Genomic DNA, 26,092 nt, shown 5'->3' with positions numbered 1-26,092 from the left:
CGTGGCACGAATGCCCGTGGATTGGCCATGGATTGCCAGAGGATTGGCCTTGGAATGCCCCGGTGCCCTTGACTTTAGGCCGTGGGCAAGGTGTATCGGCGCGACCAAGGATCACTCAGACCCGCGCCCCGCGAGGCGCCCGGAGACAGCATCATGCACGCATATCGCAGCCACACCTGCGCCGATCTCAACAAGGACCATGTGGGTCAGACCGTTCGTCTGGCCGGCTGGGTGCACCGCATCCGCGACCACGGGGGCGTGTTGTTCGTCGATCTGCGGGATCATTATGGCATCACCCAGGTGCTCTGTGATCCTGACAGCCCGGTGTTTTCGCAGGTCGAAGAGCTGCGCAGCGAATGGTGTGTGCGCATCGATGGCGAGGTCAAGGCCCGGGCCGAGAGCCTGATCAACCCCAAGCTGCCCACCGGCGAGATCGAAGTCTATATCCGCGATGTCGAAGTGCTTGGCCGGGCGCAGGAGCTGCCGCTTCTGGTCTTTGGCGATCAGGAATATCCCGAGGAAACCCGCCTGCGCTATCGCTATCTCGACCTGCGCCGCGAGGCGATGCAGCGCAACATGACGCTGCGCTCGGATGTGGTGGCCTCGATCCGTCGCCGCATGTGGGACCAGAAGTTCCGCGAGTTTCAGACGCCGATCATCACCGCGTCGAGCCCCGAGGGCGCGCGCGATTTCCTCGTGCCGAGCCGTCTGCATCCGGGCAAGTTCTATGCGCTGCCGCAGGCGCCGCAGCAGTTCAAACAGCTGATCATGGTGTCGGGCTTCGACAAGTATTTCCAGATCGCGCCCTGTTTCCGCGATGAAGACCCGCGCGCCGACCGTTCGCCCACCGATTTCTATCAGCTCGACCTCGAGATGAGCTTTGTCGAGCAGCAAGATGTGTTCGACACGGTGGCGCCGGTGATTGCGGGCGTGTTCGAAGAGTTCGGCGGCGGCCGCAAGGTCGATGCGCCGGGCGACTGGCCGCAGATCCCTTATGCGAGCGCGATGCTCAAATATGGCACCGACAAGCCGGACCTGCGCAACCCGATCGAGATGCAGGATGTGAGCGAGCATTTCCGCGGCTCGGGCTTTGCGATCTTTGCCAAGCTGCTTGAGCAAGACGGCACCGAGATCCGCGCCATCCCCGCGCCGACCGGCGGCAGCCGCAAATTCTGTGACCGGATGAACGCCTTTGCCCAGAAAGAGGGTCTGCCCGGCATGGGCTATATCTTCTGGCGGGCGGGCGAAAACGGCATGGAGGCGGCAGGCCCGCTGGCCAAGAACATCGGCCCCGAACGGACCGAGGCGATCCGCCAGCAGCTCGGCCTCGGCGAGGGCGATGCGGCGTTTTTCCTCGGCGGCAAGCCCGATGCGTTCCAGCGCGTGGCCGGCAAGGCGCGCGATGTGATTGGCGAAGAGCTCGGCCTCACCGATCAGGACCGGTTCGCCTTTGCCTGGATCGTGGATTTCCCGATCTACGAGAAGGATGAAGAGACCGGCGAGATCGATTTCGAGCATAACCCGTTCTCGATGCCGCAGGGCGGCATGGCGGCGCTTGAGGGCGATCCGCTGGCGGTCAAGGGCTGGCAATATGACCTTGCCTGCAACGGCTATGAGCTTGTGTCTGGCGCGATCCGGAACCACAAGCCGGAGATCATGCTCAAGGCATTCGAGCTGGCGGGCTATGGTGAGGACGAGGTCAAGAGCCGCTTTGGCGCGCTGTTCAACGCCTTCCATTACGGGGCGCCGCCGCACGGTGGCTGTGCCGCCGGGATCGACCGGATCGTGATGCTTTTGGCCAATCAGGAAAACATCCGCGAAGTCATCATGTTCCCGATGAACCAGCGGGCCGAAGACCTGATGATGAACGCGCCGTCGGAGCCCACCAGCGATCAGCTCATGGAGCTGGGGCTTCGGGTAATGCCGCGCGAAGAGTGATCTTGGGCGATGAGATGCGAGAAGGCCGGGTCAGGGACCCGGCCTTTGGCGTTCTTGGGGGGCGTGCGGCCTGAGGGTCAGTCTTCGAGACTGTCCTCGCGTTTTTCCGCGATCAGGCCGAGCTCCTTGTCCTTGCGCTCTTGGAAGCGTTTTCCATAGCCTTCGATTTCGTCCTCGGGGATGACCTCGCGGGCGCGGCTGAACACCTCGTCTTCTTCCTCGTCGATGTGATGTTCGTAATCATGGCGCAGTTTCTTGAATTTTTGCAGCCAGGCGCCCTGGCTCATGTCCATCTCGTTGAGCTCTTCGAGCAGGTCGTCGATTTGCTGATGCTCATGCACGGAATGGCGGGCGCTGTCCTGGCCCCAGGTTTTCGAGATGAGCTTGGAGTAAAACGTCTCTTCCTCGGCGGCGGAATGGCTTTTGACATCCATGTAGAGCTGCGTCCAGGCGTCCTGACGGTCTTCGCTGGCGCCGCTGGTGTCCTCGATCCGGTCCAGAAGCTTGCGATGCGCGTCATGGTCGGATTTCAGGGCGGTGTAGATATCTGGCATGGGTCTCTCCTCGGCTGGCTTTGCCATGCAACGCAGGCGAGGGGCGGCGGGTTCCCGCGCGGAGATCAGCCGGTGAGCGAGGGATCGTCGGCGACGCGAACCAGTCGGGTGAGATCGGAGAGCGATTCGTGCTGGCGGGTGTCGGCGTCGAAATTGCCGGGGTCGAGCCAGAGGCGGTAGGCCTCTGCGAGCGCGGGCCAGTCTTTGTCGATGACGGCGAACCAGGCGGTGTCGCGGTTGCGGCCCTTGACCACGGTGGCCTGTCGGAAGAGGCCCTCGTAGCTGAACCCGAGGCGCTGTGCGGCGCGGCGCGACGGGCGGTTGAGCGCGTCGCATTTCCATTCATAGCGCCGGTAGCCCGCGTCAAAGGCCCATTGCATCATGAGAAAATGCGCCTCGGTGGCGGCGCGGGTTTGCTGCAGGCAGGGGGCGAGGGCGATGGAGCCGGTTTCGATACTCCCCGAGGCCGGGGTGATGCGCAGGTAGGAGGCAAAGCCGCCCCAATCGCCGGTTTCCTTGTTCTGGATGGCAAAGAAGAGCGGGTCGCGCGATTGCGTGGCCTCGCGCATCCAGCGGTGAAACTGCGCGGCCGAGGCGAAGGGGCCGACCGGCATGTAATCCCAGATCCAGTCATGGCCGTCGAAGGCGCGAAAGAGCAGCGCGGCATGGGCATCGGCGTCGAGCGCCACGAGCCGGGCATAGCGCCCGTCGAACACGAGCCCGGCCTCGGGGGCGGGCGGGGGCGTCCAGTTCTCGATCACCGGGCCGATGGGGCGGTCGCTCTTCATGCCGATCCTCCTTTGGGATGCGACAGCGATGCTAGGCCGGGGCGGCGGGCGGTTAAAGCGCTATCCGCCAAGCGGCGCGCGGTTTTAGATCGCGGCGCGGTCGGCGACGCGCTCTTGCAACAGCGCGGCCAGATGGGCGAGGGTGCGTGCCGGGCTTTCCTTGCGGTCGAGCGTCTCGGACAGGCTCTGGGCGCAGAGCAGCAGTTCGTTATCTTCGGCGGCGCGGGCGATGCCGATGAGAAACTGGCTGATGTAGCGGATCATCCGGGGGCTGAGCGTGTCCTCGACCAGCAGCGAGATATGCCCGAGATCGTCGCGATAGGCCATCGGGTCGGGATGGATCACCTCGTCGCGCAGGGGGCGCGGGCCGCTGGGCTGTCTGTCGGGGGGCAGGGCGTTGAGAATGATATTCTGAAACGTGCCGAGATTGGCCACGGGTTTCGGCAGGAAGGCATCGGCCCCGGCCTGCATGGCGCGGGAGGCGGCGCCCTCATCGCCGCTGGTGCCGATGATGGCGGCGACACGGGGCAGGGCGGTGCTCAGATCCGAGATGAGATCCTCACCCGCGCCATCGGGCAGGCCGAGATCGACGAGGATCGCCGAAGGGCGGTAGACCTGCAGGTGACGCCGCGCCGAGCGCAGGCAATCGGCGCGACGGATGCGTGCGCCGCTGTGCAGGCACATGAGCCGGAGCGCATCGCTGGCGTAAAGGCTATCCTCAACGGCGAGGATCGTCATGCCCAGCAACGGTCGGCCCGCGTTGGGCGCCTGAGCGGGGTGAAAGCAAGCAATGTCATCCATGACCGTCTCCTGATGTTGTCTGGGCCGCGGTGCAGTCTGGGCCGAGTCGCAGCATGGCAGAGCGATGGTGAACGCGAGGTTAATCGCGGGGCTGCGGCGCTTCGCCCCGCCACGGACCCTTGTCATGGGAGGCGCGGAGTTTCATAAGAAACGCCGACAGAACCATTCCGAGGGAGAGCCTGACCATGATCGGACGCCTGAACCACGTAGCCATTGCCGTGCCGGATCTCGACGCCGCGGCTGCGCAATATCGCGACGCGCTCGGCGCCAAGGTGGGTGCGCCCCAGGACGAGCCCGACCACGGCGTCACGGTGATCTTCATCGAGCTGCCGAACACCAAGATCGAGCTTCTCTACCCGTTGGGCGATGACAGCCCGATCAACGGGTTCCTTGAAAAGAACCCCTCGGGCGGCATTCACCATGTCTGCTATGAGGTCGATGACATTCTCGCGGCGCGCGACCATCTCAAGGCGACGGGGGCCCGTGTGCTTGGCTCGGGCGAGCCCAAGATCGGCGCTCATGGCAAGCCGGTGCTGTTCCTTCATCCGAAGGATTTCAACGGCTGCCTCGTCGAGCTGGAGCAGGTCTGATGGGCCCCGTCTCCGGTCTTGTCCTCTATGTGGTGATCTGGGCCATGACCTTTCTCGTGGCGCTGCCCATCCGCATCCAGACGCAGGGCGAGGCGGGCGAAGTGGTCAAGGGCACCCATTCGGGATCGCCGCAGCAACATCACATCAAGAAAAAGGCCTGGATCACCACTGGCGTGGCCTTTGTGATCTGGGCCATTTGCGCCTATGTCATCCTCACCGGCACGGTGACGGTGCGCGACATCGACTGGTTCAACCGGATGGGGTGAGCCCGCTTTTGCGCGTCACCGCGTGGAAGATATGGGTGAAGGTGGCGGCCCCGAGGATCGGCACCAGCAGGTTCACGAGCGGGATCGACAACGGCATCGCCATCAGCGTGCCGGCGATCCAGATCCGGCCGATATGGGCGCGGCGCAGCTCCTTGGCGCGGTCGCGTCCGACATGGCGCATGGCGGCGAGCTGAAAATACTCGCGCCCGAGCAAGAACCCGTTCATCGCCCAGAAGATAAAGAGCGCGGCGGGCGGGAACAGGATGTAGAGGATCAGCGCGAGGATATTCGCGGCGACCAGCACGCCGAGAAAATTCACCGTGTCGCGCAGCCCGTCCCAAAAGCCCACATTGCGGCCCTTGGGCAGGTCCGGATAATGCCGGTCCTCGACCGCCTGCGCCACGTCTTCGAGAAAGAGCGAGGTGATGGCCGAGGCGACCGGCACCATGAGAAAGACCGACAGGAGCAACATCAGAAAGAAGCTGCCCCAGCTCAGCAGATCATCGACCCAGGTGACATGGCCGATGATCGGCAGCTCTGCCCCTTCGCCAAGCGACCATTGCAGAAAGGCGAGGAAGACCGCGTAGACGGCGATCAGCAGGGCAAAGCTCAGCCCGATGCCGAGAAAGAAGACGCGTCGGAACCGAGGATCGCTGAGCTGGCCCAGCGCCTTGAAGAAGCTTGTGAAAATCATGCGTCCATCCAGGTGGTGATCTCTGCCAGATCGGGGCGGGGCCGGTCGGGCGGGGCGGTCTCGGCGGTGCCGATATGGATGATCCCGGCGACCCGCTCAGAGGTGTTGAGGCCGAGCCCCGCCTCGACGAAATGGCGGTCGAAGACCGGCCAGCCGGTGAGCCAGTTCGCCCCCCAGCCCGAGGCCAGCGCGGCATTGAGCAGCGCGAGGCAGACGGCCCCGGCGGAATAGGTCTGTTCGATCTCGGGGATCTTGTCCGAGGGTTTCGGCGCCTCGATCACCACCACGGCGAGGGGCGAGCTGTCATAGCAGGCGCGGGCCTTGGCGATGTCTTCGTCCGAGCGGCCGCTGGCGGCGCCACAGGTTGCCACGAGATCGCCGAGCCGCCGTAGGGCTGCCGTCTCGAGCACCACAAAGCGCCACGGCACCAGCTTGCCATGGTCCGGGGTGCGGGCGGCGGCGGCGAGAATGGGCGTGAGGGCGGCGCGATCCGGGGCCGGCGCTTGCAAGAGCTTGGCCGGGCGCGACCGGCGGCTGAGAAGAAACTCCATCACGGCCGGGGCCGGGCTTTGATCGGTCATGCTATGGGGTCCGCCTCTATGATAACTGCAATGTCCCGTATGTCGGGGCAGGGCGGTCCGGGGTCAAGCCCTTGTGGCGGCGGGCCGGTCTCGTGCGACTGGTCTAGCGCGGCTGGCCTAGCGCGGCTGGCGGGCGCGCTGATAGACGCCTTCGGGCAGATCGAGCGCAGCGGCGAGATCCTGCAGCTGGTTCACCGAGAGGGTGATCGTGATGCTTTGATCCGTGCGCGCGTCAAACTGGGTGAGCGTCACGCATTCCTCAAAGGCGTTGATGATCACGTCTTCCTGCAAGGGCGCAGCGCCCTCGTCGACGAGCGTGATCACGGTGGAGTCGAATTCGTGTTCAATGGAAAACATGGGTTTACCCTGACCTGCTTGGCGGATCATTGCAAGATGTCAGCGTCCCGCGCGAAGGCACTGGCAAGTGGGTTGATCCGTGCTAGATTATTCAGCGACCAAGTAGAACCGAGGTTTCCATGCGTAAACTGATCTGTGCCAGCTTTCTCGTTCTTGCGGGATGCGTGAGCACCACCACGACCCAGTCGCCCAGCCCGCAGCCGAGCCAGCCGCAGGCGCAATCGGCCCAGAGCAAGGCCACCACACCGACCGCCGCGCAGGTGAGCCGGTTCAAGACCGTGGTGTCCCGCGTCGAGCCGGTGGCCGAGCGGATGTGCCGCCAACAGACCTCGAACCTCAACTGTGATTTCAAAGTGGTGATCGACGATCGCCCGCAGAAATCGCCGAACGCGTTCCAGACCATCGACAAATCGGGGCGGCCGATCTTGGCCTTCAACCTGCCGATGATCGCGCAGGTGCGCAATGATGACGAACTGGCCTTTGTGATGGGCCATGAGGCGGCGCATCACATCGAGCGCCATCTCGACCAGCAGCGCAACAATGCCATGGCCGGGGCGATCATCCTCGGCGGGCTTGCGGCGCTCACCGGTGCAAGCTCGGGCAATGTCGATGCGGCGGCGGATCTCGGCGCCAATGTCGGCGCGCGCAGCTATTCCAAGAATCACGAGCTCGAGGCGGATGCGCTGGGCACAGTGATCACGCGCTATGCGGGCTATAACCCGGTGCGCGGGGCCGAGTTCTTTACCCAGATCCCCGATCCGGGCGATCGTTTCCTCGGCACCCACCCGCCCAACAAGTCGCGGATCGAAACGGTGCGCCGGGTCAACGCCGGGCTCTGATGCGGCAGCTTCTCAACGTGATCAGCGACCGGGGATCGAAATACGCGGTCTCCGGGGCGGCGGTGCGGGATCGCGCCGCCGTTGACGATTTCCTCAAGGAATTGAAGCGCAACAAGAAATTCGCGAAGGCGACCCATAACAGCTGGGCGGTGGATTTCTCGGAGGCGGGCCCTCTCAAGGGCGATGACGGCGAGGCGGGCGCGGGCCAGGTCATCCTGCGGATGCTCGAGCGCGAAGAGCTGCGTGACCACGTGATCGTGGTCACCCGCTGGTATGGCGGCAAGCATCTGGGCGGCGACAGGTTCCGCCATGTGCAGGATTGTGTGCGGGCCTATTTGGAAGGGGCTTAGCCCAACCGCCCCCAGAGATCATATTCGCCGGCCTCGTCGACGGTGACCGAGACGAGATCGCCGACCGAGAGCCCCTCGGTGCCTTCGTCGATGAAGAGATTGCCGTCGATCTCCGGCGCATCGGCCTTGGTGCGGCAGGTGGCGATGCCGTCCGCGTCGATGTCATCGACGATCACCTCTTGGACGGTGCCCACCTTGGCGGCGAGCTTGGCCTCAGAGATGGCCTGCGCCTTTTCCATGAACCGTTCCCAACGCTCTTGCTTGACCTCTTCGGCGACGTGATCGGGCAGGTCGTTCGACCGCGCGCCATCGACGTTTTCATATTTGAAACAGCCGACCCGGTCGAGCTGGGCCTCGTCCATCCAGTCGAGCAGATGCTGGAACTCTGCCTCGGTTTCACCGGGATAGCCCACGATGAAGGTCGAGCGCAGGGTGATGTCGGGGCAGATGTCGCGCCAGGCGGCGATCTCGGTCAGGGTTTTCGAGGTATGGGCCGGGCGCGCCATGCGTTTGAGCACATCGGGATGCGAATGCTGAAACGGGATGTCGAGATAGGGCAGCACCAGCCCCTCGGCCATCAGCGGGATCAGCTGGCGCACATGCGGGTAGGGGTAGACGTAATGCAGCCGCACCCAAGCCCCGAGCGAGCCCAGATCGCGGGCCAGATCGGTGATATGGGCGCGGTGGCCGCGATCCTCGGCATGTTTGATGTCAACGCCATAGGCCGAGGTGTCCTGGCTGATCACCAGCAATTCGCGCACGCCGTTCTCGACCAGTTTCTCGGCCTCGCGCATCACCGCGAAGGCCGGGCGCGAGGCGAGACGACCGCGCATGTCGGGGATGATGCAGAATTTGCACTTGTGATTGCAGCCCTCGGAAATCTTGAGATAGCTGTAATGGCGCGGCGTGAGCCTGACGCTCGAGGCGGGCAGCAGATCGACAAAGGGATCCGGCGAGGGCGGCACCGCCCCATGCACCGCGTCGAGCACCTGTTCGTATTGATGCGGCCCGGTCACCGCGAGCACTTTGGGATGCACCCCGGTGATATATTCGGGCTCGGCCCCGAGACAGCCGGTGACGATCACCCGGCCATTCTCCTTGAGCGCCTCGCCAATGGCCTCGAGACTTTCGGCCTTGGCGCTGTCGAGAAAGCCGCAGGTGTTCACGATCACCGCATCGGCGCCGGAGTAATCGGGCGAGATGCCATAGCCTTCGGCGCGCAGCCGGGTCAGGATGCGTTCGCTGTCGACAAGGGCCTTGGGGCAGCCAAGGCTCACCATGCCAATGGTGGGCTGGCCAGCACGGGAGGTGTCGGTGACGCGGGCGCGCGCCAGATCGGGGCGCAGATCGGGTGGGTTTGTGCTCATGGGGGGCATATAACCATGCCGGGGCGGGCCGGAAAGAGTGAAACGGTTATTGTAAATCAGGGCCGCGGCTTCCATCATTGCGAAAAGACACAGCAGAGCAGGACGGAGGCCCACCCATGCGCTGGATCATTCGCCTGATGGTGCTGGCCCTTGTGTTCGTGGTCATTGCCGTCGGTTCAATTCTCTTGTTGCCGAGCGAGCGCATTGCCCGCATTGCCGCCGACCAGATCGCCCAGGCCACCGGGCGCACGGTCGAGATGACCGGCGAGACCAAGGTCAGTTTCTACCCCGTGCTGGGCATCAGCACCGGGCGCACCACCGTCGCCAATGCCGATTGGTCCGACAAGGGCCCGATGTTTCAGGCCGACAGTTTCAAGGTCGGGGTCGATCCTCAGGCGCTCTTTGGCGGGGCGATCCGGATCACCGGGCTCGAGGCGGTGAACCCGCATATCCTGTTGCAAAAGGACAAATCGGGCCGCGTCAACTGGGAGCTCAATGTCGAGGGGGTCACCACCACCGGCGCCGGGACCGAGAGCGCACCGGCGCAATCCTCGCAGCTGGCGCTGACGCTGGACCGGGCGCTCATCACCGGGGCGCAGCTCACCTATATCGATGATCAGGCGGGCAGCACCACGCAGATCAAGGATGTGAATTTCGACATGCGCTGGCCGTCCTATACGGGCGAGGCGACGATCGACGCCTCGTTCCGGCCCGCGCAGGAGGTGGTGTCGATCACCGGCCGCATCGCGCGGCTCGATCATCTGATCGACGGGGCGGTGTCGGATCTGACGGCCAAGGTCAGCACCAAGGGCGGTGCCGTCGATTTCACCGGCAAGGTGAGCAGCCTGCCGCAAGCGGCGGGGCGGATCAGCGCCGATCTGTCAGACAGCTCGCGGTTTATGACCTCGCTGGGGCAAGCGGCGCTCGACCTGCCAGAGGGGCTTGGCCGGGCGGCATCGGTGGCGGGGGACCTGACCTATAGCGAGGCGGGGCGGCTGTCGCTGCGCAACCTGAGCGCCAAGCTCGACCACAATAGCCTGACGGGCGGGGTTGATTTCATCCCGGGCGGGGCGCGGCCCCGGATCGAGGCCCAGCTTGACGCGGGCGCGCTCGATCTCAGTGCGCTGGCACCCGAGAGCGACGGCGAGGCCGGCACCAAGGAGACCGGCACGGCGGTGGAGACCGGCTGGTCCAAGGCGCCGATTGATGCCAGCGCGTTGGGCCTGGCCGATGCGCAGATTGCGCTTTCGGCCAAGAGCATCGACCTCGGCACGTTCAACTTTGGCCAGACGCGGATGATCGCCCCGGTCGACAACTCGCGGGCGGTGTTCACGCTCAAGGAGCTTAGCGGCTATGGCGGCAATGTCTCCGGCGAATTCGTCGCCAACAACCGCAGCGGGCTCTCGGTCGGCGGTAGCATGACCGCGCGCGGCATGGATATGGAGCGCCTGCTCACCGATGCGGCGGGGATCACGCGCTTTGCCACGACGGGCGACATGACGCTCAATTTTCTCGGCGTTGGGCAATCGGTCCATGCGATCATGAACAGCCTGAGCGGCAGTCTCAGCCTTGGCACCGGGCGCGGCGTGATCAGCGGCTTTGACCTCGACAAGCTGATGCGCTCGGGCGATGTCACCGGCGGCACCACGGTGTTTGACGAGATGTCGGCGAGCTTTGCCATCAAGGATGGCAATATGCAGGGCGACGATCTCAAGATGTCGATGCCGCTGGCACGGGCCACGGGCACCGGACGGATCGGGCTTGGGGCGCAGGATCTGAACTATACGTTCACGCCGAGCCTTCTCGAGGGCGACAGCCGCAAGGGTCTCGCCATTCCGGTACGCATCAAGGGGCCTTGGGCCAATCCCAAGATATATCCCGATCTTGAGGCGGCGATTGATCTCAACTTCAAGGAAGAGAAGAAAAAGCTCAAGGAAGAGGCGCGCCAAGAGGTTCAGAAGGCCATCGAGAAAGAACTTGGGGTGACGGTGCCCGAGGGCGGCGATCTCAAGGATACGCTCAAGAAAGAGGCCGAGGACACGATCAAGAAAGAGCTGTTCAAGCTTTTTGACTGACGGGCGTCATGCCGGGCAAAGCAAAGGGGCCGCGCATGTGCGGCCCCTTTCTGTTTGTACTGTGGCAGGGCTCAGTGACCGCCGCCGCCAAGCCCGACACCGGCGATGAGCGCGCCCCAGACCTTGAGCCGCAGCCCCGCCGCCTTGACCACCCCGGTGGCCGAGATCACGTGACCGAAAACGCCGGGAAGACGGTTGGTATAGGTCTGGATGATACAGCCGCTGCCATCGAGCATGATCGCCTCATGTTCCGGGTGCAGCAGTTCGAAATAGACAAGGATCGAGCCGCGTGTCGCCCGGGCGCTGGGCTCGAGAAGATCGCCGCCGGGGGTGACCTGACCCGACGCGATGGCGGGCTGAATGGCCACGATATGCGCGGGCAACACCGCATCCCGGTTCGACAGGTTCAGATTGCTTTCGCAGGCGATCTCGGCGGGCATGCCTTCGTAAAGCGTGGCGCGGGCGACCTGTGGGAACCCGGCGATCACCCGCAGATGGGCGTCCTCGCCCCGTTCGGGAATGATCACCATACCCGGGCGCAGCACCAGCTGTGACGCGGGGCTGCCGACGCTCATCGCCATCTGCGTCACCGTGCCATCGGCATAGGCGCGGACCTCGGTGTGATCGAGCTCGACCTGGGCGCGTTGCACGGCTGCCTCGGCCACGGCGCGCTGAGCGGGGATGCTTTGCGACAGATCGGTTTCGGCCACATCGGTCTGCGCCTCGGCCGCCTCGCGCGTGGCCTCGGCGGAAATGACCGCCGCCTCCAGCTCGCGCACCTTGTCCTGGGTGCCGACATTGCGGTCCAGCAGAGTCTGCGCCTGATCGAGATCCTGCTGCAGCTTGGCGAGGCTGGCGTTGGCCGATGTGACGCTCGCCTTGGCGAGGGTCAGCGCATCCTTGGCCTTGGCCTCGGCGGCGTCGAGCTGCGCAAGCTCGGCCTTGGCTTGGGTCAGGGCGGCGGTCTGGCTGCTGTTTTCAATGCGAAAGAGCAGATCGCCCGCCTTGACCGCCTGACCGTTTTCGACGGCCACCTCGGTCACCGGACCATTGGCCTGCGCCACGACCGAGATGGTGCGAAAGGGCACGAGGCCGGTGTAGGATTTCGGATGAAAGTAAAAGATCGTCACGAACAGCGCGAAGGCGAGGCAGGCCCAGGCGTAGAGCGCGGTTTTCATGTTCCAAATGGTCATCGCCTCGCCGCGCAGGCGCAGCTGAATATAGCGGATGAGGACGGGAAAGGAGGTCAGGAGCAGCTCAATCATGGGCGGTCTCCGGGCCGGTTGCCACAGCGGTGTCATGAGGCCGCGTCTCGGGCGCGCCGGCAGGACCCTCGCCCACATGGAACCGCGCCCAATCGGCCATCAGCGCGATGAGAATGGCGCTGAGCGGCAGCAGGATGCTCACATGCCCGAGGGGGAAGACCTCGTAGAGCAAGGCGATTGTCAGCAGTGTCGGGATCGTCTTGGCCAGCGGCGTGCCATGGGCGCGTTGTTCGGCCCAGCGGTCAAAGGATGCATAGAGCACCACCAGCCCGTAGAGCGCGAGAATAAGACCGCCCAAGGCCACCCAGGCCAGACTGTCGCCCCCGCCGGGGGAGGTGAACCAAAAAGGCGCCGCGTGTTCGGAACCATGCGCTGTCGTCATTGGAAACTCCTCTTGCAAATATATCTGCAAGGGTAAGCGACCGATCCGCCAGCTGTCCACGATTTATGGGGGGCGCAAATGCGATCCGGCGGCCCTTATGTCAGGGCCGCCGGGTCATGGAAACAAAGCGCGCGCGTTGCGCTGCGAGAGATTTAGCGGCGGCGGTCCCGGCGCGACGACATGGGTTGGAACGCCACGCCGACATGGGCCTCGCAATAGGGTTTGCCCGCTTGCGACGGCAGGCCGCAGAACCAGAAATCATCGGTCGCGGGATCGCCCACGGGCCATTTGCAGGTCCGCGAGGTCAGCTCCATCAGCGTGAGCTTCTTGGCCTTCTTCTCGACTTCGCTGACCTTGGCCAGCGCCTTGGGGTCGATCTCATTGGCCGAAGGCTGCGGCGGCAGGGGCTGACCGGCCGGGATGATCGGCTTGATCCGGCTGCCGGGCACCGGGCTCGGCGCGGCCTCTGCGGCGGGCTCGGGCTTGGGCGCGGGCTCTTCCTTGGGCTGCGGCGCAGCGGCGGCGGCCTTCTTGGGCTTGGGCGCAGGTTTCGCAGCCGCCTTGGCAGGCTTGGGCTTGGCCTCGGTCGCCGCGCTCGCGCCGCCTGTGCCGCCCCCGCCATTGCGGTTGGACAGGCCAAGGCGATGCACCTTGCCGATCACCGCGTTGCGGGTGACGCCGCCGAGTTCCTTGGCGATCTGGCTGGCCGATTGCCCTTCAGCCCACATTTTCTTGAGTATCTCGACGCGTTCGTCGTTCCAGGACATGGTAACTCCGTGCAAAAGGGGCGGGGCACATCCCCTGTGCATTGCCGCCCTGAAAAATCCGGTCAAGGGCCTATTCTAATCACTGGGGGCCAAGTTACAAGGCACGAGCAACGGAATCGGCACGAGGGCAGCATGTATCAGCAAATGGGCGAAAGACGGTTCGGGGCGGTCAACTGGCTGGGGCTGGCGACATTGGCGCGGCGCGAGGTGCAACGCTTTCTCGCGGTCTGGACGCAAACCATCCTTGCGCCGCTCGTGACCTCGGGGCTGTTCCTGCTGATTTTCACCATCGCCATCGGGCCTCGGCGCGGCGATGTGATGGGCGTGCCCTTTACCCATTTCATTGCGCCCGGCATCCTGATGATGGCGGTGATCCAGAACGCCTTTGCGAATACCTCCTCGTCGATTGTCATCTCGAAAGTGCAGGGCAATATCGTCGACACGCTGATGCCGCCGCTGAGCGCTGGAGAGCTGGTGCTGGGCTATCTCGCGGGGGCGGTGGCGCGCGGGGTGATCGTGGCGCTGGCGATTGCGCTGGGCCTGTGGCTGGTGCTCGGGCAGGCCCCGGCGCATCCGATCTGGGCGCTATGCTTTGTCGTGCTTGGCGCGGCATTCATCGGCGGTGTCGGCATCGTGGCGGGGATTTTTGCCAATAAATTCGACCAGATGGCGGCCATCACCAATTTCATCGTGACGCCATTGGCGTTCCTGTCGGGCACGTTTTATTCGGTCGAGGCGCTGCCGCCGGTGCTGCGCGATATCACCCATGCCAACCCGATCTTCTATCTCATCGACGGTGCGCGGTTCGGCGTCATCGGCGTCTCGGACGCCTCGCCGGTGCTGGCGCTCTCGGTGGCCTTTGCCTCCGTTCTCGGGATCATGGCGCTGGCGTGGCTGATGTTCCGCCGGGGCTATCGGCTCAAGTCCTGAGCCGGCCTTCGCGCCAGGCCAGAAGCCCCGCGCCGCAGAGGATCACCACCCCGCCGATGAGCGAGACCGCATCCGGCACAACGCCAAAGATCGCCAGATCATAGAGCGCGGCAAAGGCCAGCGCCGCATAGAAGAATGGCGCCACGAAACTGGCATCGGCGCGGGCCATGGCATTGACGAAACAGGCCTGTCCCGAGGCCATGAGCGCGCCGAGACCGGCCAGTGCCGCCCATTGCGCGGGCGTCGGTGTTTGCCAGACGGCGAGGGCTGCGAGCGTCGCGATGCACAGCCCGATCACATTGTTGAGCAAGAGAATCTGCATCATGCCTTCGCGGCCCGACAGGCGCTTGATCAAGATCAGCTCGGCCCCGAGGCAAAGCGCCGAGCCCAGCGCCAGCAGCGCCCCGAACTCGAGCGCGCCGCCCCCCGGGCGGGTCAGGATGAGCGCCCCGCAAAGCGCCACGGCAGCAGCAGTCCAACGCCACGGCCCGACCTTTTCGCCCAAGAGCGGCACCGCCAGCAGCATGGCGAAGACCGGGTTGAGAAAGCTGATGGCGGTGGCATCCGACAGCGGGATAAAGGCCGCGGCGGCGAACATAAAGCTCGCCCCGCCCCAGCCGAGGCTCGACCGGCCCAGATGCAACACGAGCGCGGGCCGGGTGAAGCGGGGGCGCAGCACCAAGGCCGCCCCGGAGAGCGCCATCAGGGCAAAGAGAAACCGGCCCTGGCTGATCTGTAGCGCGTGCAGCGGCGGCCCGAGAACGCCGGTGCCCAGCGCCTTGGCGATCAGCGTGGTGGCGGCAATAAACCCGGCGGCACAGAGCGTGAGCAGGGCGGCAAGGGCAGGGTTCTGGGGGCGCGAGGTCATGGGCCATCGGTGACAGCCGCCCCTGACCCTCGCAAGAGACAAAACGGGAAGGAATGCATTTTTTGCTTCCCGAATGGCTGAGCGGACGCTAAACCCATGGCCATGATCAAACGACGCCTTCATATCCGACGCCGACGCCTGAGTGCGTGAGCCCCGTTTGACCCCGGCGCGATTGCGCCTTTTCTTCCCCAGAGATTGACCTTTTCCTGACGCTGCGGCACTCAATGCCCTGTCTTTAGCGGAGTATATCCAATGATCCCGTCCATTCTGCCGACCTATAACCGTGCGCCCCTCAGCTTTGTCAAAGGCGAGGGCAGCTGGCTCATCGAGGCGGATGGGCGACGTTTTCTCGATCTTGGCGCGGGGATCGCGGTGAACGCGCTGGGCCATGCCCACCCCAAGCTGGTGGCGGCGCTGACCGAACAGGCGGGCAAACTGTGGCACACGTCGAACCTCTATCACATCCCGGCACAGCAGGCGCTGGCCGACAAGCTGGTCGAGCACAGCTTTGCCGATACGGTGTTTTTCACCAATTCCGGCACCGAGAGCTGTGAGCTCGCGGTCAAGATGGCGCGCAAATACTGGTACGAGAAAAACGCCCCCGAACGGGTTGAGATCATTGCCTTTCATGGCTCGTTCCATGGCCGGTCCTCGGCCGGGATCGCGGCCGCCGGGTCGGAAAAGATGACCAAGGGCTTTGGCCCGCTGCTGCCCGGGTTCAAACATCTCGATTGGGGTGATCTCGAGGGGCTCAAGGGCGCGATCGACAGCCGCACCGCCGCCGTGCTGCTCGAACCGGTGCAGGGCGAGGGCGGCATTCGCCCGATGGCCGATCACGATCTGCGCGCGCTGCGCCAGATTTGCGACGAGGCGGGCATTTTGCTCATCTTTGACGAGGTGCAATGCGGCATGGGCCGGACCGGGCGGCTCTTTGCCCATGAATGGGCCGGTGTCACGCCCGATATCATGATGGTGGCCAAGGGCATCGGTGGGGGCTTTCCGCTCGGTGCGGTGCTGGCCACCGAGGCGGCCGCCGTGGCCATGACGGCGGGCTCGCACGGGTCGACCTATGGCGGCAACCCGCTGGCCTGTGCCGTGGGCTGTGCGGTGATGGATGAGGTGACCGCGCCCGGTTTTCTCGAAACGGTCAACACCCGGGCGAGCCAGCTTCAGCAAAAGCTCGGCGGGCTCGTCGAGGCCTATCCAGAGGTTTTCGCAGAGCTGCGCGGCTCGGGGCTGATGCTCGGGCTGAAATGCGTGGCGCCGAACACCGATGTGCTGGCGGCCTGCTATGACGCCGGGCTCATCACCGTGCCCGCAGGCGACAATGTGATCCGCCTCCTGCCGCCTCTGACGCTCAGCGAAGACGAGGTGACCGAGGCGGTGTCGCGGCTCGACCATGCGGCGCGCGCCATCAAGGACCGGCTCTAAGGCCCTCTGCTCTCACCATATTTTCCATACCGGTCAACAAGGGGGACCGATAGATGCCCGACTTTCTCGATATTCACAAAACCGACGCTGGCGCGCTGCGCGATATTCTCGATCAGGCGAGCCAGATGAAACAGGCCCGTCTGGGTCGCAAACGCGGCGCGCCCGATGATGATCAGCCGCTGGCCAATCACATGGTCGCGCTGATCTTTGAAAAACCCTCGACGCGGACGCGGGTGAGCTTTGACGCGGGCGTGCGGCAGATGGGCGGGCAGACCATGCTCTTGTCCGGGGCCGAGCTGCAGCTCGGCCATGGCGAGACCATCGCCGACACCGCCCGGGTGCTGAGCCGCTATGTCGATCTGATCATGATCCGGACCTTTGACGAATCCGTCCTGCTCGAGCTGGCGGAACATTCGCAAGTGCCGGTGATCAACGGCCTGACAGACCGCACCCATCCCTGTCAGATCATGGCCGATATCCTCACCTATGAGGAACATCGCGGGCCGATCAAGGGCAAGAAAGTCGTCTGGTCGGGTGATGGCAACAATGTCTGTGCCTCCTTCCTCCATGCTGCCGGTAAGTTCGGGTTTGATTTTACCTATACCGGGCCGCAACAGCTTGATCCCGAAGAGGAATTCATCGGCGAGGCGCGGCGCGCGGGGGTTCAGGTGACGATCGAACGCGACGCGGCCAAGGCTGTCGAGGGCGCCGATCTCGTGGTCACAGACACCTGGGTCAGCATGCATGACAGCCAATCCACCAAGGAGCGGCGGCACAATCTTCTGCGGTCCTATCAGGTGAATGACGCGCTGATGAGCCATGCCAAGCCGGATGCGCTCTTCATGCATTGCCTGCCGGCGCATCGCGAAGAAGAGGTCACGAGCAAGGTCATGGACGGGCCGCAATCGGTGATCTGGGACGAGGCCGAGAACCGGCTGCACGCCCAGAAGGCCGTGATGCGCTGGTGCCTCGGCGTCTGAGCCGACGGGCCTTGCAAATCCTGCGCCAAGGCCTAGCCTGAACCCGACACATCACGGTGGAGACGGGCATGGCGAAGGCGCAGATCGGGGTCTATGGGCTGGGGACGATGGGCAGCGCACTGGCGCTGAACATGGCCGAGGCCGGCATCCGCGTGGCCGTCACCAACCGCGAGGCCGACTGGATCGCCCGCTTTGTCGCCGAGGCCGGGGCGCTTGCGGAAAATATCGTTCCCCAAGAAGGGCTTGAGGCGTTTGTCGCGAGCCTCGTGACGCCGCGCGTGATCCTGTTCATGATCCCCTCCGGCGCGCCGATGGACGCGATGATCGAGGCGATTGCGCCGCTTCTGTCGCCCGGTGACACGATCATCGACGGCGGCAATGCCAATTTCCACGACACGCGGCGGCGGTCGGCGGCGCTGGCCACGCAGGATCTGCATTTCGTCGGCATGGGCGTGTCGGGCGGTGAAGAGGGCGCGCGGCATGGGCCGTCGATGATGGTGGGCGGCTCGGACCATAGCTGGGCGCAGCTCAAACCGCTGCTCGAGGCCATCGCGGCGCGCTATGGCGAGGACCCCTGCGTCGCGCATCTCGGGTCGGATGGGGCGGGGCATTTCGTCAAGACGGTGCATAACGGGATCGAGTATGCCGACATGCAGGCGATTGCCGAGATCTACACGCTCGAGCATCATGGCGCGGCCAAGATTCCCGAGGAAATCGGCGCCATGTTCACGCGCTGGGATGCCGGGCCCCTCAAGTCCTATCTGCTGGAAATCACAGGGAAACTCTTGACCTATACCGACCCGGAAACCGGTCATCCCATGGTTGATGTGATCTGGGATGCGGCGGGGCAAAAGGGGACGGGGCGCTGGACGGTGATCGAGGCGTTGCGGATGGGGCAATCGGCCAGCATGATCGAGGCGGCGGTGGGCGCGCGGGGCTGGTCGTCGGAGAAATACACCCGCGTCGAGGCCGAGAAAATCCTCGGTGGCGCACGGGGCGCGATGGAGTGCAGCGAAGAGGTGCTGGCGGATGCGTTCATGGCGGCGCGGATCCTGAGCTATGCGCAAGGGTTTCGCATCCTCAAGGCGGCGTCAGAGGAGTATGACTGGCAGCTCGATATGGCGCGGATCGCCGAGATCTGGCGCGCGGGCTGTATCATTCGGTCGGCCATTCTCGACGATATTTCAGAAGCATTCCAAGGGGATATCCCCCATGGCGAGCTGATCCTCGCACCCCGGTTCGCCCAGACGCTGGCGCAGTGCATCCCAAGCCTGAGGCAGGTCGTGTCGCAGGCGGTGCATAGCGGTCACGCGGTGCCTGCGCTCGCGGCGGGGTTGAGCTGGTACGACACGATGCGGCAGGGCTGGGGCAGCGCCAATATCATCCAGGCCCAGCGCGATTTCTTTGGCTATCACGGGTTCGAAAAATTCGGCGTCGAGGGGCAGTTCCACGGCCCCTGGTGGGACGAATAGACGACGTCGGTAACACGTCGGTATTGCGACGGTAACGCGACTGTCCGGATTTTCGGGGTCTCGCCTAGCTGCTGCAGAGGCCCCATTGCGGTGCGGCGGTGCTTTCTCGCAGGTAGGGCGCGAAGGTGAGGGCGCCGAGGATGAGGGCGGTGAGGGCGCAGAGGAGGACGGCGCCGGCGGCCATGTCCTTGGCCCGGCCGATGAGCGGGTGGGGCGCGGTGGTGATCGCGTTGCAGGTGGTCTCGACCGCGGTGTTGAGGATTTCCGCGGCGATCACCAGGCCAATGCAGAGGATGATCCAGCGCCAGGCGGCGAGGTCGATCTGCAGGATGAAGCCGAGGCCGATGGCGAGGGCCGCTGCGCCGAGGTGGAGCCAGGCGCTGTGTTCGCGCCGCAAGACCAGTTTGATGCCATGGGCGGCAAAGCCAAAGCTCCGTGCCCGGTGACGCCAGGTGAATTTCCGGGCCGCTGCGGGCGGTGTTGGGGTCTCTGTCAGGCTTGTCGGATCTGTCGGCTCTAATGTCCAGCTCAGGGGGCTTGCCGTCTCGGCGGCGGGCAGGAGGCGAAGGGTTCGGGCGATCCAGAGGAGCGCGCCGAAGAGAAGGGCGATGAGGGCGCAGCAGATCATTGGGCCGCCTCTTTTGCCGGGGTCAGGGTGAGGCTGGTCCGACCAGTGAGGGTGACAGAGAAACTGACCTCGCCGGAGGTGTCGGAGAGAAGCTCGGCGGGCTCGGGCGCGCAGAGCCTGCAACGCGTGCGAGGGGCGAGCCCCGCCACGGTAAGCGTGACCTCTGTGCCCGGTTTGGTGGGCACGAGGCTCAAGGCCAAGCCCCCATCCTGCCAGCGCGCTTTGGCGACGAGCACATCGGGATAGGGCGCTGAGGCGAGATAGGGGGTCTGTGTCGGCAGCGGGGCGGTCACGAGATGGCGCAGGCTGTCGGCACGCAGTACGCGGGCGAGCATCTCATTGGCATGGGCCCAGATCGAGGCCCCGGGCCGGTGCGCGATGCCATTGGCGAGACAAAGCGGCAGATCGCGCGCGAGATAGTCCTGCAGCGCGCGGGCGGCGCTCGCGTCGCCCATTTCCCCTGCGGCGGCGGCTGTGGCGGCATAGCCCGCGACGCGGGTGAAACGGTAATTGCCGACATCCACCGGCCAGATGACCGCGCGCCAATCACGCCCGGCGCGGGCGATCTGCAGCGCGGCCCATTGGCGTCGGGCGATGTCGGGGAAGACGGCGTTGAAGAAAAGACAGGGAAAGCTCTGGAGCACCGCGCCGCCGATGGCGGGCGGGGCAAAGCCCGTATAGCTCGACCGGAAGGGCAGAAATCGCCCGTCGGGGTCGATGAATTCGGCCTCGAGATGCTGGCGGAAGGCGGGGGCGATTGTCTGCCAATGGGCGGTGCCATAGGCCGCGTCATAGGCGCGGATCGCGGTGGCGGTGATCGCATTGCAGAGCGGAAAGACCCAGTTCGGCTCGCAGGGCAGCAATCCATAGCTGGCGCGCGCGTATTGGGCGACCAGCGTCTCGATGATCTCGTGGATCGTGTAGCGGTAGCGGACACCCCTGTCGGAGATGCAGGTCATCCGCAAGGCGTCCTCGTCGAGCGGATAGCCCACGGCCTTTTGGTGGTAGAGAAGCTGGGCCGCGACAAAGCCGGAATACATGATGTTGTCGCGGGCGAAGGGATCGCCATTGCGGTCGAGATTGCCCCAGCTGTTTTCGAGCTTCCAATAGCGCCAGACGCGGGGGTCGGCCTGCTTAGCCTTCAGCTTGGATTGGGCCTCGGCCATGTAGCCTGCGAAGGCAGGAAGGTGGGCGGCCTGAACCGCCGAGAGGGCGTAGGAGGTGAAATTGAGCTGATAGCGCAGGGCGGCGGTCTGGAACTGATCGAGCTGGTCAAAGCCGTTGAAGGTCTCGACCGGTTGCAGGGCGCGGTCGAGGAGCAGGCGCAGGGCGGCGAGGTCTGCGTCGGTGAGCGCGTCGGGGGTGTCGGTGGCAGGGCTCTCTGCCGGGCGATAGCCCTGAAGTGCCCGGTTGAGGGCGCGGCGTTTTCGGGGCAGGCGCCAGGTTTGAAAGATTTGATGGCAGAGTATGCCGGTGAGGAGGACCGGGGGCAGCCAGAGGACGTTTTCGCTGCCCGCCGCGGGGGTTGTCCACATGGCGAGAAGGGCGAGGCCGAGCCAAGTGGCGCAGGGCAGGATCACATTGCCGGTGGCGAACCAGATCACCAGGCTCAGCCCGAAGGCGAGAAGCCCGGCCACGAGCAGCATGAGGGCCATGACATCGCCTTGGCCGGTGATGGCGGGAAGGAACCCGAGGCCGGGGAGCAAGAGCCCGAGACCGAAAGTTTGCAGCGCCTCTCCGGGCATGAGGATCAGGGCAAAGCCGATCAGCGAGAGCATCGCATAGCCGATGAGAAAGCGCGATTGTTTCGCGCTTGTGAGCGGGCCGGAGGCGGTGTCGGGGATCGGGAAGAGGGAAATTTCCTCGGGCAAACTACTCTGCATCACAAAGTTAACCTTCAAATTTTTACACAACAGGTTTGGGGGGCGTGGCGGGGGCGGGGCGTGCCGCGTCTTGGGTCGCGTCCTTGACGATTTTTTCGAGCACGGCGAGGTAGTCAAAAAACTGTTTCTGCCCCTCGGCGGTGATCGTGCAATGGGTGTGGGGGCGGTTGTTTTCATAGCCCTTTTCCACGGTGACCAGCCCGGCGTCTTGCAAGACCTTGATATGGCGGCTCAGATTGCCGTCGGTCAGGTCGCAGAGCCGTTTGAGATCGACGAAGGAGAGGCCCTTGGGGTGCGAGACCAGCGAGGTCAGCAGCCCGAGCCGGGCCTTTTCGTGAATGGTCCGTTCGAGCCCGTCATAGGAAAACCGGGCGCGGTTGCGATCCTCAGTCATGGCAGGGGTCTCCTTTGCGGGTGTCTTTGCGCTTTTCCGGGGCCCAATGGAGCAGGCAGGCCAGAAGGATCTGGCCGAGGCCGAACGGCAGGCCCATGGCCCAAGGGGTGATGGCTGTGGCCTGGGCCGAGATCAAGAGGACGAGCAGCCCCGCGACGAGATACCAGCCGGCGGCAAAGAGCGTGTTGCGCGGCAGCATCGAGGTCGCGGCAAAGAGGCCAAGCGCAAGGAGGATCTGCCAGAGCCCCGGCAATATCCACGTGATTTCAGGGGTTTGCGTCAGGATGATCCAGCCGAGCGCGGCCCCAGCGATGAGGCAGGGCAGGAATTTTTGCAAGATCGCCCAGATCAGATTTGAGGCGTTTGGGCCGTGGGTGCGGCGGGTGAGGGCGTAGGTCTCGATGGCGATGAGCGCGGTGCTGAGGCAGGCGAGGGCGATCCAGGGGAGGAGGCTCGTGTCGCCGCCGGTCAGGGTCTGGAGCGTCGCGAGCCCGAGGGCCAGAGCGCCGGTGAGAGCGATCACCAGAGGGCCAAACCCCTGAAATAGCTGCACGTCCGCAATCTGACTGCGGATGTTCGAGATGTCGTCCAGGGCGCGCTGTAACTCGGTCATGGAGTTCTTTGTATTGCAGAGTGATCTCTCGGGCAAGGGAGATTTGGCTGCCAAGGTGGCGTTTGCGGCTGTGCGGTATCACGTCGGTATTGCGACGGTAACGCGACTGTGGCGGGATCAGACTGCCAGGTGCAGGAGCATCACGATCGCCATCCCCATCATCATCAGGTTTTCCGTCAGGCTGACGAAGCCGAGCGGCACGTTCGAGCCGCCGCCCACGCAGGCGCATTTCAGCTCGCGTTTGTCGATATAGACCGCCTTGAACACGCTGATCGCGCCGATGGTGGAGATAAAGAGCGCGGCGGGGGCGGACAGGGGCGTCAGGATCATGCCGGTCATCAGGACGCCTGCGCCGACCTCGACCCAAGGGTAGACATAGGCGTAAGGCACCCATTTTCGCGCCAGCAGATCGTAGTTGAGAAACATCGTGGTAAAGCTCTCGATGTCGCGGAGCTTTTGCATGCCGAGCAGGATCATCGACAGCGAGATGAACCAGCCCAGTGTCTGCCAGGTGAGCGCGCCGAGAAAGCCGATGGAGAGCGCCAGCGCGGTCGCGGCGGCCACGGCAAAGAGGTAGATCACCGGTCGGTAGGTGGTGGCATCCGGGTCGTAACCGGTCAGCTTCTGGCGCAGCGCGTCATAGCCGCCGACACGCGCGCCGTCGATCCAGACCTGTGGCGTGGTGGGCACGTCATGGGCGGCCTTAAAAGCGTCGACCTCGGCGCGGTCGCGAAACAGCCGATCATCGACCTCGAACCCTTTGCTCTTCAAAAGCCAGCGCGCCTTTTGCCCCGCCGGGCAGAGATGGTCTGGCAGGGCCATGCGGTAGAGAACGGCGGTTTTGCCGGTGGCCGCCGTGGCGGGATCGGTGGTCACATCGGCAACATTGCGTGCGGTCTCGGGCATGGCGGGACTCCTTCATGGCGGGGATCTGAGACGACCCATATGGGGTGAAACGCAGTGGGGGCGGGGCTTGGTTCCATAAGGGCGGGGCGTCGTGGGGACGCAAAGATGCCAAAAAATCGTCTCAAAACCTTGCAACACTGCGGGAGTGAACAGAGTAGAGTGTAGAGAGTGCTATGAGTATTTTCCGTTTTTTGCAGCGCTGAGGCGCTGTTTCGACTATTCCGGAACCATGTCGCGCGCCGATTTCGGCTGTTTTCTGGGGTGGCTTTTGCTGCTCACGATTGGCTGGCGTCTGATCACCCACAGTTGGATGCCCGTGCTGTTGCTGGCCTTGCCGCCGTTGGTCTCGGCCATGGTACGGCGCAGCCGGGACGCCCGCCCGGAGGAGGTGCGGGTGATACTGGTGTTGTTGGCCACGCCGCTCGTTTTCGCGTTTCTCTACGCTATGATGATCGCCCTCGGGGAGCGGATCACCGGTGGGACATGGCCCGATCTTCTGTTTCAGATCCCGGTTGCGATCGTCGCCGTGGCGCTCTGGGGGCTGATCTTGCTCTCTCTGCTGGTGCGGGAAGGGGCGGAGAAGAAGGTGCAGGAAGCGCAGCCCGATCCTGATGCGGAACGTGCAAGGGCACAGGCCTTGATCACCGAGATGTCCGACCAGATTGCAAGGAAACTGGGGTTTCCGAACGAACCGGCGGCAAAGCCGAAACTGCCCCCGGATGGCAAAGAAATTGCAGAGACCTTCAAATTGCTCAAGCTGCTTTGCGCGAAGTATTCGCATGGAATGGCTTCGCCGAACTTTGAGAAGACTGCGGAAATGATGCGCAAAACGTTGATGGCTGGCGGGTGGGTCGAGGCAGATGCCGATACCACAGAACGCGCGCCAGAGCGGTTCCAGGGAACGCTGGAAGTTCTCTTTCCAAAAAAAGGGCCTTGGGAAGCCACGCCCGAGGGTGTTACCGCCTTCATTCATCCCCATCACCCGGAGGCACTTGCGGTCATTGAATTTAAGCATGCCTATCCTCAAACGAACCAAAACTTCAGGTTTCTCCTGTCACCAGACCTGGCTGAGGCCGCAGCGCGGATGGGGGTGGATTCGATATTTTATCGCTCATACCCTGACAGCTTTCAGGTCAGGCAGCTCGACGTCGGGCTCGCAATCGGGGGCAGTTCCCTACATGCGGGGCGTGACGGATTGTCCACGTTTTTAACGATACGTAAGCTTTCGCAGGCCGCGCTTGAGAACGCGCCGGGCTGCGCGGCGGGCTATGTCGAGCTGGGCTTTGACGAGCAGTGTTTCTAGCGAGGGCTGCCCTTTGCACCGTGGAGGCGGCGTGTCTCCGGCCCCGCCCCCTCAGGTCACGATGAGCGCCCTTGCCTCGGGGGTTCTGCGCCAGGTTTGCAGCGCCTCGAGGCAGGCGGTGACGGTGCGGCGGGGGTGGCGGAGCGCGTGGCCGGCGGCGAGCTGGAGCGGCGGCAGGTCGCCCGAGAGCGGCTGGGCCAGGAGCGCGTCATTGCCATAGCTGCGGTCGGTGAGCGGGCGCATGTTGAGCAGGGCGATGCCATGGCCCGCGCCGACGAGGCTTCGGACCATTTCGGTGGCGGTGGCCCGGGCGGCGATGCGGGGGCGCAACCCGGCGGTGGCAAAGAGGCGCTCGACATAGGGGCGGGCGACGGGGCGGTCGAGCTGGACCAGCGGGTGATCGGCCACATCGGCGAGGCTTGGGCAGGGGATCAGGCCGAGCGGGTGGCCCTCGGGCATCAGCACATAGGGCGGCAGATCGAGCAGCGGGGTGAGCGCGATGCCGGGGCGCAGATCGCCGCCGGTGAAGAGGATGAGATCGAGCGCGCCGGACAAGAGCGCCTCTTGCGCGCTGTCATTGTCATGTTCGCTGAGCTCGAGCATGATGCCGGGATGATCGCGCAAAAGCGGCCCGAGCGCATGCGGCAGGAAGGCGGGCGCCACCGGGGCGTAATAGCCGATGCGCAGCGGACCTGCGAGGCGGCGGGCTTGTTGCCGGCCCCAGTCGAGCGTCTCGCCATACTCCTCGAGCAGGACGCGGAGCCGGGCGGCGAGCGCCCGTGCCTCGGGCGTCGGCGTGATCCCCTTGGCGCGGCTGCGGATCAAGAGATCGGCGCCCATCTCTTCCTCGACCTGGGTGAGCGCGGCGGCGACGGCGGAGGGCGCGATATGAAGCTGTGCGGCGGCCCCGGTGATCGAGCCGCAATCCACCACGGTGACAAAGGCGCGGAGCGCGCGCAGCGACAGGCGCAGGTCGTGGGGCATGGCGTATCCTCTGATAATCAGAGGTAGTTTCAACATTAATTCTGTTTTTGCAAGATCGAGCGGCGTGGCAGGATGGCGGCCTGTGA

General features: G+C 64.5%; 28 protein-coding genes. 11 read left to right on the top strand and 17 right to left on the bottom strand.

Features of this window, described 5'->3' with window-relative positions; all coding sequences use genetic code 11:
* Nucleotides 1-153 precede the first annotated feature (153 nt).
* Entirely contained in the window at nucleotides 154-1,938 is a 1,785-nt protein-coding gene (gene aspS, locus WA237_RS09985; protein WP_336097582.1) for an aspartate--tRNA ligase, read from the top strand.
* 77 nt (nucleotides 1,939-2,015) lie between these two features.
* Here the strand turns inward: aspS and WA237_RS09980 are convergent, their stop codons facing one another.
* The 3 genes from WA237_RS09980 to WA237_RS09970 form a co-directional block, all read right to left on the bottom strand.
* Nucleotides 2,016-2,492 (bottom strand): hemerythrin domain-containing protein, encoded by a 477-nt coding sequence (locus WA237_RS09980; protein WP_336097581.1) that lies wholly within the window; start codon nucleotides 2,490-2,492, stop codon nucleotides 2,016-2,018.
* 65 nt (nucleotides 2,493-2,557) lie between these two features.
* The gene (locus tag WA237_RS09975; protein WP_336097580.1) at nucleotides 2,558-3,280 is read right to left on the bottom strand and encodes a GNAT family N-acetyltransferase; all 723 of its coding nucleotides are present in this window, start codon (nucleotides 3,278-3,280) and stop codon (nucleotides 2,558-2,560) included.
* A gap of 84 nt (nucleotides 3,281-3,364) precedes the next feature.
* Nucleotides 3,365-4,081: a response regulator gene (locus WA237_RS09970; RefSeq protein ID WP_336097579.1), complete on the bottom strand. Its 717-nt coding sequence runs from the start codon at nucleotides 4,079-4,081 to the stop codon at nucleotides 3,365-3,367.
* Between the two features lie 185 nt (nucleotides 4,082-4,266).
* Between WA237_RS09970 and mce the strand changes: the two genes are divergently transcribed.
* Both mce and WA237_RS09960 read left to right on the top strand, forming a co-directional pair.
* Complete coding sequence (mce, locus tag WA237_RS09965) at nucleotides 4,267-4,671, top strand: methylmalonyl-CoA epimerase (RefSeq protein ID WP_009814314.1); 405 nt, start codon at nucleotides 4,267-4,269, stop codon at nucleotides 4,669-4,671.
* On the top strand, nucleotides 4,671-4,937 hold the full coding sequence (locus WA237_RS09960; protein ID WP_009814315.1) for a DUF1467 family protein: 267 nt from the start codon (nucleotides 4,671-4,673) through the stop codon (nucleotides 4,935-4,937). The genes mce and WA237_RS09960 overlap by 1 nt, the downstream gene beginning before the upstream one ends.
* Here the strand turns inward: WA237_RS09960 and WA237_RS09955 are convergent.
* From WA237_RS09955 to WA237_RS09945, 3 genes are all read right to left on the bottom strand, one after another.
* Nucleotides 4,921-5,631 carry an EI24 domain-containing protein gene (locus tag WA237_RS09955; RefSeq protein ID WP_336097578.1) on the bottom strand — a complete coding sequence of 237 codons (711 nt, stop codon included), beginning with the start codon at nucleotides 5,629-5,631 and terminating at the stop codon, nucleotides 4,921-4,923. The two genes, WA237_RS09960 and WA237_RS09955, sit on opposite strands and share 17 nt — an antisense overlap.
* Nucleotides 5,628-6,212 carry a nitroreductase family protein gene (locus WA237_RS09950; RefSeq protein WP_336097577.1) on the bottom strand — a complete coding sequence of 195 codons (585 nt, stop codon included), beginning with the start codon at nucleotides 6,210-6,212 and terminating at the stop codon, nucleotides 5,628-5,630. Before WA237_RS09950 ends, WA237_RS09955 begins: the two co-directional genes overlap by 4 nt.
* Before the next feature lie 117 nt (nucleotides 6,213-6,329).
* Complete coding sequence (locus WA237_RS09945; protein WP_286908430.1) at nucleotides 6,330-6,569, bottom strand: hypothetical protein; 240 nt, start codon at nucleotides 6,567-6,569, stop codon at nucleotides 6,330-6,332.
* Between the two features lie 119 nt (nucleotides 6,570-6,688).
* Here WA237_RS09945 and WA237_RS09940 point away from each other — a divergent pair, with 119 nt between their 5' ends.
* The gene (locus tag WA237_RS09940) at nucleotides 6,689-7,408 is read left to right on the top strand and encodes a M48 family metallopeptidase (protein WP_009814319.1); all 720 of its coding nucleotides are present in this window, start codon (nucleotides 6,689-6,691) and stop codon (nucleotides 7,406-7,408) included.
* Nucleotides 7,408-7,758 carry a YigZ family protein gene (locus WA237_RS09935; RefSeq protein WP_009814320.1) on the top strand — a complete coding sequence of 117 codons (351 nt, stop codon included), beginning with the start codon at nucleotides 7,408-7,410 and terminating at the stop codon, nucleotides 7,756-7,758. Before WA237_RS09940 ends, WA237_RS09935 begins: the two co-directional genes overlap by 1 nt.
* Here WA237_RS09935 and rimO read toward each other — a convergent pair.
* Nucleotides 7,755-9,125, bottom strand: a complete 1,371-nt coding sequence (gene rimO, locus WA237_RS09930; RefSeq protein ID WP_336097576.1) for a 30S ribosomal protein S12 methylthiotransferase RimO — start codon at nucleotides 9,123-9,125, stop codon at nucleotides 7,755-7,757. The two genes, WA237_RS09935 and rimO, sit on opposite strands and share 4 nt — an antisense overlap.
* 116 nt (nucleotides 9,126-9,241) lie before the next feature.
* Here rimO and WA237_RS09925 point away from each other — a divergent pair, with 116 nt between their 5' ends.
* Complete coding sequence (locus tag WA237_RS09925) at nucleotides 9,242-11,200, top strand: AsmA family protein (protein ID WP_336097575.1); 1,959 nt, start codon at nucleotides 9,242-9,244, stop codon at nucleotides 11,198-11,200.
* A gap of 71 nt (nucleotides 11,201-11,271) precedes the next feature.
* On the opposite strand, the gene WA237_RS09920 is transcribed toward WA237_RS09925, so the two are convergent.
* The 3 genes from WA237_RS09920 to WA237_RS09910 form a co-directional block, all read right to left on the bottom strand.
* Complete coding sequence (locus WA237_RS09920; RefSeq protein WP_336097574.1) at nucleotides 11,272-12,465, bottom strand: HlyD family secretion protein; 1,194 nt, start codon at nucleotides 12,463-12,465, stop codon at nucleotides 11,272-11,274.
* On the bottom strand, nucleotides 12,458-12,847 hold the full coding sequence (locus WA237_RS09915; protein ID WP_336097573.1) for a hypothetical protein: 390 nt from the start codon (nucleotides 12,845-12,847) through the stop codon (nucleotides 12,458-12,460). The genes WA237_RS09920 and WA237_RS09915 overlap by 8 nt, the downstream gene beginning before the upstream one ends.
* A gap of 152 nt (nucleotides 12,848-12,999) precedes the next feature.
* Nucleotides 13,000-13,614: a GcrA family cell cycle regulator gene (locus WA237_RS09910; RefSeq protein WP_009814325.1), complete on the bottom strand. Its 615-nt coding sequence runs from the start codon at nucleotides 13,612-13,614 to the stop codon at nucleotides 13,000-13,002.
* A 132-nt stretch (nucleotides 13,615-13,746) separates the two neighbouring features.
* On the opposite strand from WA237_RS09910, the gene WA237_RS09905 reads away from it, so the two are divergent.
* Nucleotides 13,747-14,544 carry an ABC transporter permease gene (locus tag WA237_RS09905; protein ID WP_336097572.1) on the top strand — a complete coding sequence of 266 codons (798 nt, stop codon included), beginning with the start codon at nucleotides 13,747-13,749 and terminating at the stop codon, nucleotides 14,542-14,544.
* On the opposite strand, the gene WA237_RS09900 is transcribed toward WA237_RS09905, so the two are convergent.
* Nucleotides 14,534-15,412, bottom strand: a complete 879-nt coding sequence (locus WA237_RS09900) for a DMT family transporter (RefSeq protein ID WP_336097571.1) — start codon at nucleotides 15,410-15,412, stop codon at nucleotides 14,534-14,536. The genes WA237_RS09905 and WA237_RS09900 overlap by 11 nt on opposite strands.
* A 252-nt stretch (nucleotides 15,413-15,664) precedes the next feature.
* On the opposite strand from WA237_RS09900, the gene WA237_RS09895 reads away from it, so the two are divergent.
* From WA237_RS09895 to gndA, 3 genes are all read left to right on the top strand, one after another.
* Nucleotides 15,665-16,843, top strand: a complete 1,179-nt coding sequence (locus WA237_RS09895) for an aspartate aminotransferase family protein (RefSeq protein ID WP_336097570.1) — start codon at nucleotides 15,665-15,667, stop codon at nucleotides 16,841-16,843.
* A 53-nt stretch (nucleotides 16,844-16,896) separates the two neighbouring features.
* Nucleotides 16,897-17,823 carry an ornithine carbamoyltransferase gene (gene argF, locus WA237_RS09890; RefSeq protein ID WP_009814330.1) on the top strand — a complete coding sequence of 309 codons (927 nt, stop codon included), beginning with the start codon at nucleotides 16,897-16,899 and terminating at the stop codon, nucleotides 17,821-17,823.
* 68 nt (nucleotides 17,824-17,891) lie between these two features.
* The gene (gndA, locus tag WA237_RS09885) at nucleotides 17,892-19,295 is read left to right on the top strand and encodes an NADP-dependent phosphogluconate dehydrogenase (protein WP_336097569.1); all 1,404 of its coding nucleotides are present in this window, start codon (nucleotides 17,892-17,894) and stop codon (nucleotides 19,293-19,295) included.
* Between the two features lie 64 nt (nucleotides 19,296-19,359).
* On the opposite strand, the gene WA237_RS09880 is transcribed toward gndA, so the two are convergent.
* From WA237_RS09880 to WA237_RS09860, 5 genes are all read right to left on the bottom strand, one after another.
* Nucleotides 19,360-19,923, bottom strand: a complete 564-nt coding sequence (locus tag WA237_RS09880) for a diacylglycerol kinase family protein (protein WP_336097567.1) — start codon at nucleotides 19,921-19,923, stop codon at nucleotides 19,360-19,362.
* Nucleotides 19,920-21,806, bottom strand: a complete 1,887-nt coding sequence (locus WA237_RS09875) for a linalool dehydratase/isomerase domain-containing protein (protein ID WP_336097566.1) — start codon at nucleotides 21,804-21,806, stop codon at nucleotides 19,920-19,922. Before WA237_RS09875 ends, WA237_RS09880 begins: the two co-directional genes overlap by 4 nt.
* A 22-nt stretch (nucleotides 21,807-21,828) precedes the next feature.
* Nucleotides 21,829-22,200: a transcriptional regulator gene (locus WA237_RS09870; RefSeq protein ID WP_336097565.1), complete on the bottom strand. Its 372-nt coding sequence runs from the start codon at nucleotides 22,198-22,200 to the stop codon at nucleotides 21,829-21,831.
* Nucleotides 22,193-22,813 (bottom strand): hypothetical protein, encoded by a 621-nt coding sequence (locus WA237_RS09865; RefSeq protein WP_336097564.1) that lies wholly within the window; start codon nucleotides 22,811-22,813, stop codon nucleotides 22,193-22,195. The genes WA237_RS09870 and WA237_RS09865 overlap by 8 nt, the downstream gene beginning before the upstream one ends.
* Nucleotides 22,814-22,930: 117 nt before the next feature.
* Nucleotides 22,931-23,719, bottom strand: a complete 789-nt coding sequence (locus WA237_RS09860; protein WP_336097563.1) for a glutaredoxin family protein — start codon at nucleotides 23,717-23,719, stop codon at nucleotides 22,931-22,933.
* Nucleotides 23,720-23,948: 229 nt separating this feature from the next.
* Between WA237_RS09860 and WA237_RS09855 the strand changes: the two genes are divergently transcribed.
* Entirely contained in the window at nucleotides 23,949-25,022 is a 1,074-nt protein-coding gene (locus WA237_RS09855; protein WP_336097562.1) for a hypothetical protein, read from the top strand.
* A 51-nt stretch (nucleotides 25,023-25,073) separates the two neighbouring features.
* Here WA237_RS09855 and WA237_RS09850 read toward each other — a convergent pair whose 3' ends face one another.
* Nucleotides 25,074-26,006, bottom strand: coding sequence for a LysR family transcriptional regulator (locus WA237_RS09850; RefSeq protein WP_336097561.1), 933 nt, complete (start codon nucleotides 26,004-26,006; stop codon nucleotides 25,074-25,076).
* Nucleotides 26,007-26,092 lie beyond the last annotated feature (86 nt).

The organism is Roseovarius sp. CH_XMU1461, from assembly GCF_037027165.1.
In the GTDB taxonomy this organism is placed as follows: domain Bacteria; phylum Pseudomonadota; class Alphaproteobacteria; order Rhodobacterales; family Rhodobacteraceae; genus Roseovarius; species Roseovarius nubinhibens.
Note: the sequence above shows the minus strand (reverse complement) of the source record. Positions and strands in the feature narration are given on the sequence as shown.

Coding starts and splice junctions, on each gene's coding strand:
- aspS (WP_336097582.1), top strand. CDS start 154: ATGCACGCATATCGCAGCCACACCTGCGCCGATCTCAACAAGGACCAT.
- WA237_RS09980 (WP_336097581.1), bottom strand. CDS start 2,492: ATGCCAGATATCTACACCGCCCTGAAATCCGACCATGACGCGCATCGC.
- WA237_RS09975 (WP_336097580.1), bottom strand. CDS start 3,280: ATGAAGAGCGACCGCCCCATCGGCCCGGTGATCGAGAACTGGACGCCC.
- WA237_RS09970 (WP_336097579.1), bottom strand. CDS start 4,081: ATGGATGACATTGCTTGCTTTCACCCCGCTCAGGCGCCCAACGCGGGC.
- mce (WP_009814314.1), top strand. CDS start 4,267: ATGATCGGACGCCTGAACCACGTAGCCATTGCCGTGCCGGATCTCGAC.
- WA237_RS09960 (WP_009814315.1), top strand. CDS start 4,671: ATGGGCCCCGTCTCCGGTCTTGTCCTCTATGTGGTGATCTGGGCCATG.
- WA237_RS09955 (WP_336097578.1), bottom strand. CDS start 5,631: ATGATTTTCACAAGCTTCTTCAAGGCGCTGGGCCAGCTCAGCGATCCT.
- WA237_RS09950 (WP_336097577.1), bottom strand. CDS start 6,212: ATGACCGATCAAAGCCCGGCCCCGGCCGTGATGGAGTTTCTTCTCAGC.
- WA237_RS09945 (WP_286908430.1), bottom strand. CDS start 6,569: ATGTTTTCCATTGAACACGAATTCGACTCCACCGTGATCACGCTCGTC.
- WA237_RS09940 (WP_009814319.1), top strand. CDS start 6,689: ATGCGTAAACTGATCTGTGCCAGCTTTCTCGTTCTTGCGGGATGCGTG.
- WA237_RS09935 (WP_009814320.1), top strand. CDS start 7,408: ATGCGGCAGCTTCTCAACGTGATCAGCGACCGGGGATCGAAATACGCG.
- rimO (WP_336097576.1), bottom strand. CDS start 9,125: ATGAGCACAAACCCACCCGATCTGCGCCCCGATCTGGCGCGCGCCCGC.
- WA237_RS09925 (WP_336097575.1), top strand. CDS start 9,242: ATGCGCTGGATCATTCGCCTGATGGTGCTGGCCCTTGTGTTCGTGGTC.
- WA237_RS09920 (WP_336097574.1), bottom strand. CDS start 12,465: ATGATTGAGCTGCTCCTGACCTCCTTTCCCGTCCTCATCCGCTATATT.
- WA237_RS09915 (WP_336097573.1), bottom strand. CDS start 12,847: ATGACGACAGCGCATGGTTCCGAACACGCGGCGCCTTTTTGGTTCACC.
- WA237_RS09910 (WP_009814325.1), bottom strand. CDS start 13,614: ATGTCCTGGAACGACGAACGCGTCGAGATACTCAAGAAAATGTGGGCT.
- WA237_RS09905 (WP_336097572.1), top strand. CDS start 13,747: ATGTATCAGCAAATGGGCGAAAGACGGTTCGGGGCGGTCAACTGGCTG.
- WA237_RS09900 (WP_336097571.1), bottom strand. CDS start 15,412: ATGACCTCGCGCCCCCAGAACCCTGCCCTTGCCGCCCTGCTCACGCTC.
- WA237_RS09895 (WP_336097570.1), top strand. CDS start 15,665: ATGATCCCGTCCATTCTGCCGACCTATAACCGTGCGCCCCTCAGCTTT.
- argF (WP_009814330.1), top strand. CDS start 16,897: ATGCCCGACTTTCTCGATATTCACAAAACCGACGCTGGCGCGCTGCGC.
- gndA (WP_336097569.1), top strand. CDS start 17,892: ATGGCGAAGGCGCAGATCGGGGTCTATGGGCTGGGGACGATGGGCAGC.
- WA237_RS09880 (WP_336097567.1), bottom strand. CDS start 19,923: ATGATCTGCTGCGCCCTCATCGCCCTTCTCTTCGGCGCGCTCCTCTGG.
- WA237_RS09875 (WP_336097566.1), bottom strand. CDS start 21,806: ATGCAGAGTAGTTTGCCCGAGGAAATTTCCCTCTTCCCGATCCCCGAC.
- WA237_RS09870 (WP_336097565.1), bottom strand. CDS start 22,200: ATGACTGAGGATCGCAACCGCGCCCGGTTTTCCTATGACGGGCTCGAA.
- WA237_RS09865 (WP_336097564.1), bottom strand. CDS start 22,813: ATGACCGAGTTACAGCGCGCCCTGGACGACATCTCGAACATCCGCAGT.
- WA237_RS09860 (WP_336097563.1), bottom strand. CDS start 23,719: ATGCCCGAGACCGCACGCAATGTTGCCGATGTGACCACCGATCCCGCC.
- WA237_RS09855 (WP_336097562.1), top strand. CDS start 23,949: ATGTCGCGCGCCGATTTCGGCTGTTTTCTGGGGTGGCTTTTGCTGCTC.
- WA237_RS09850 (WP_336097561.1), bottom strand. CDS start 26,006: ATGCCCCACGACCTGCGCCTGTCGCTGCGCGCGCTCCGCGCCTTTGTC.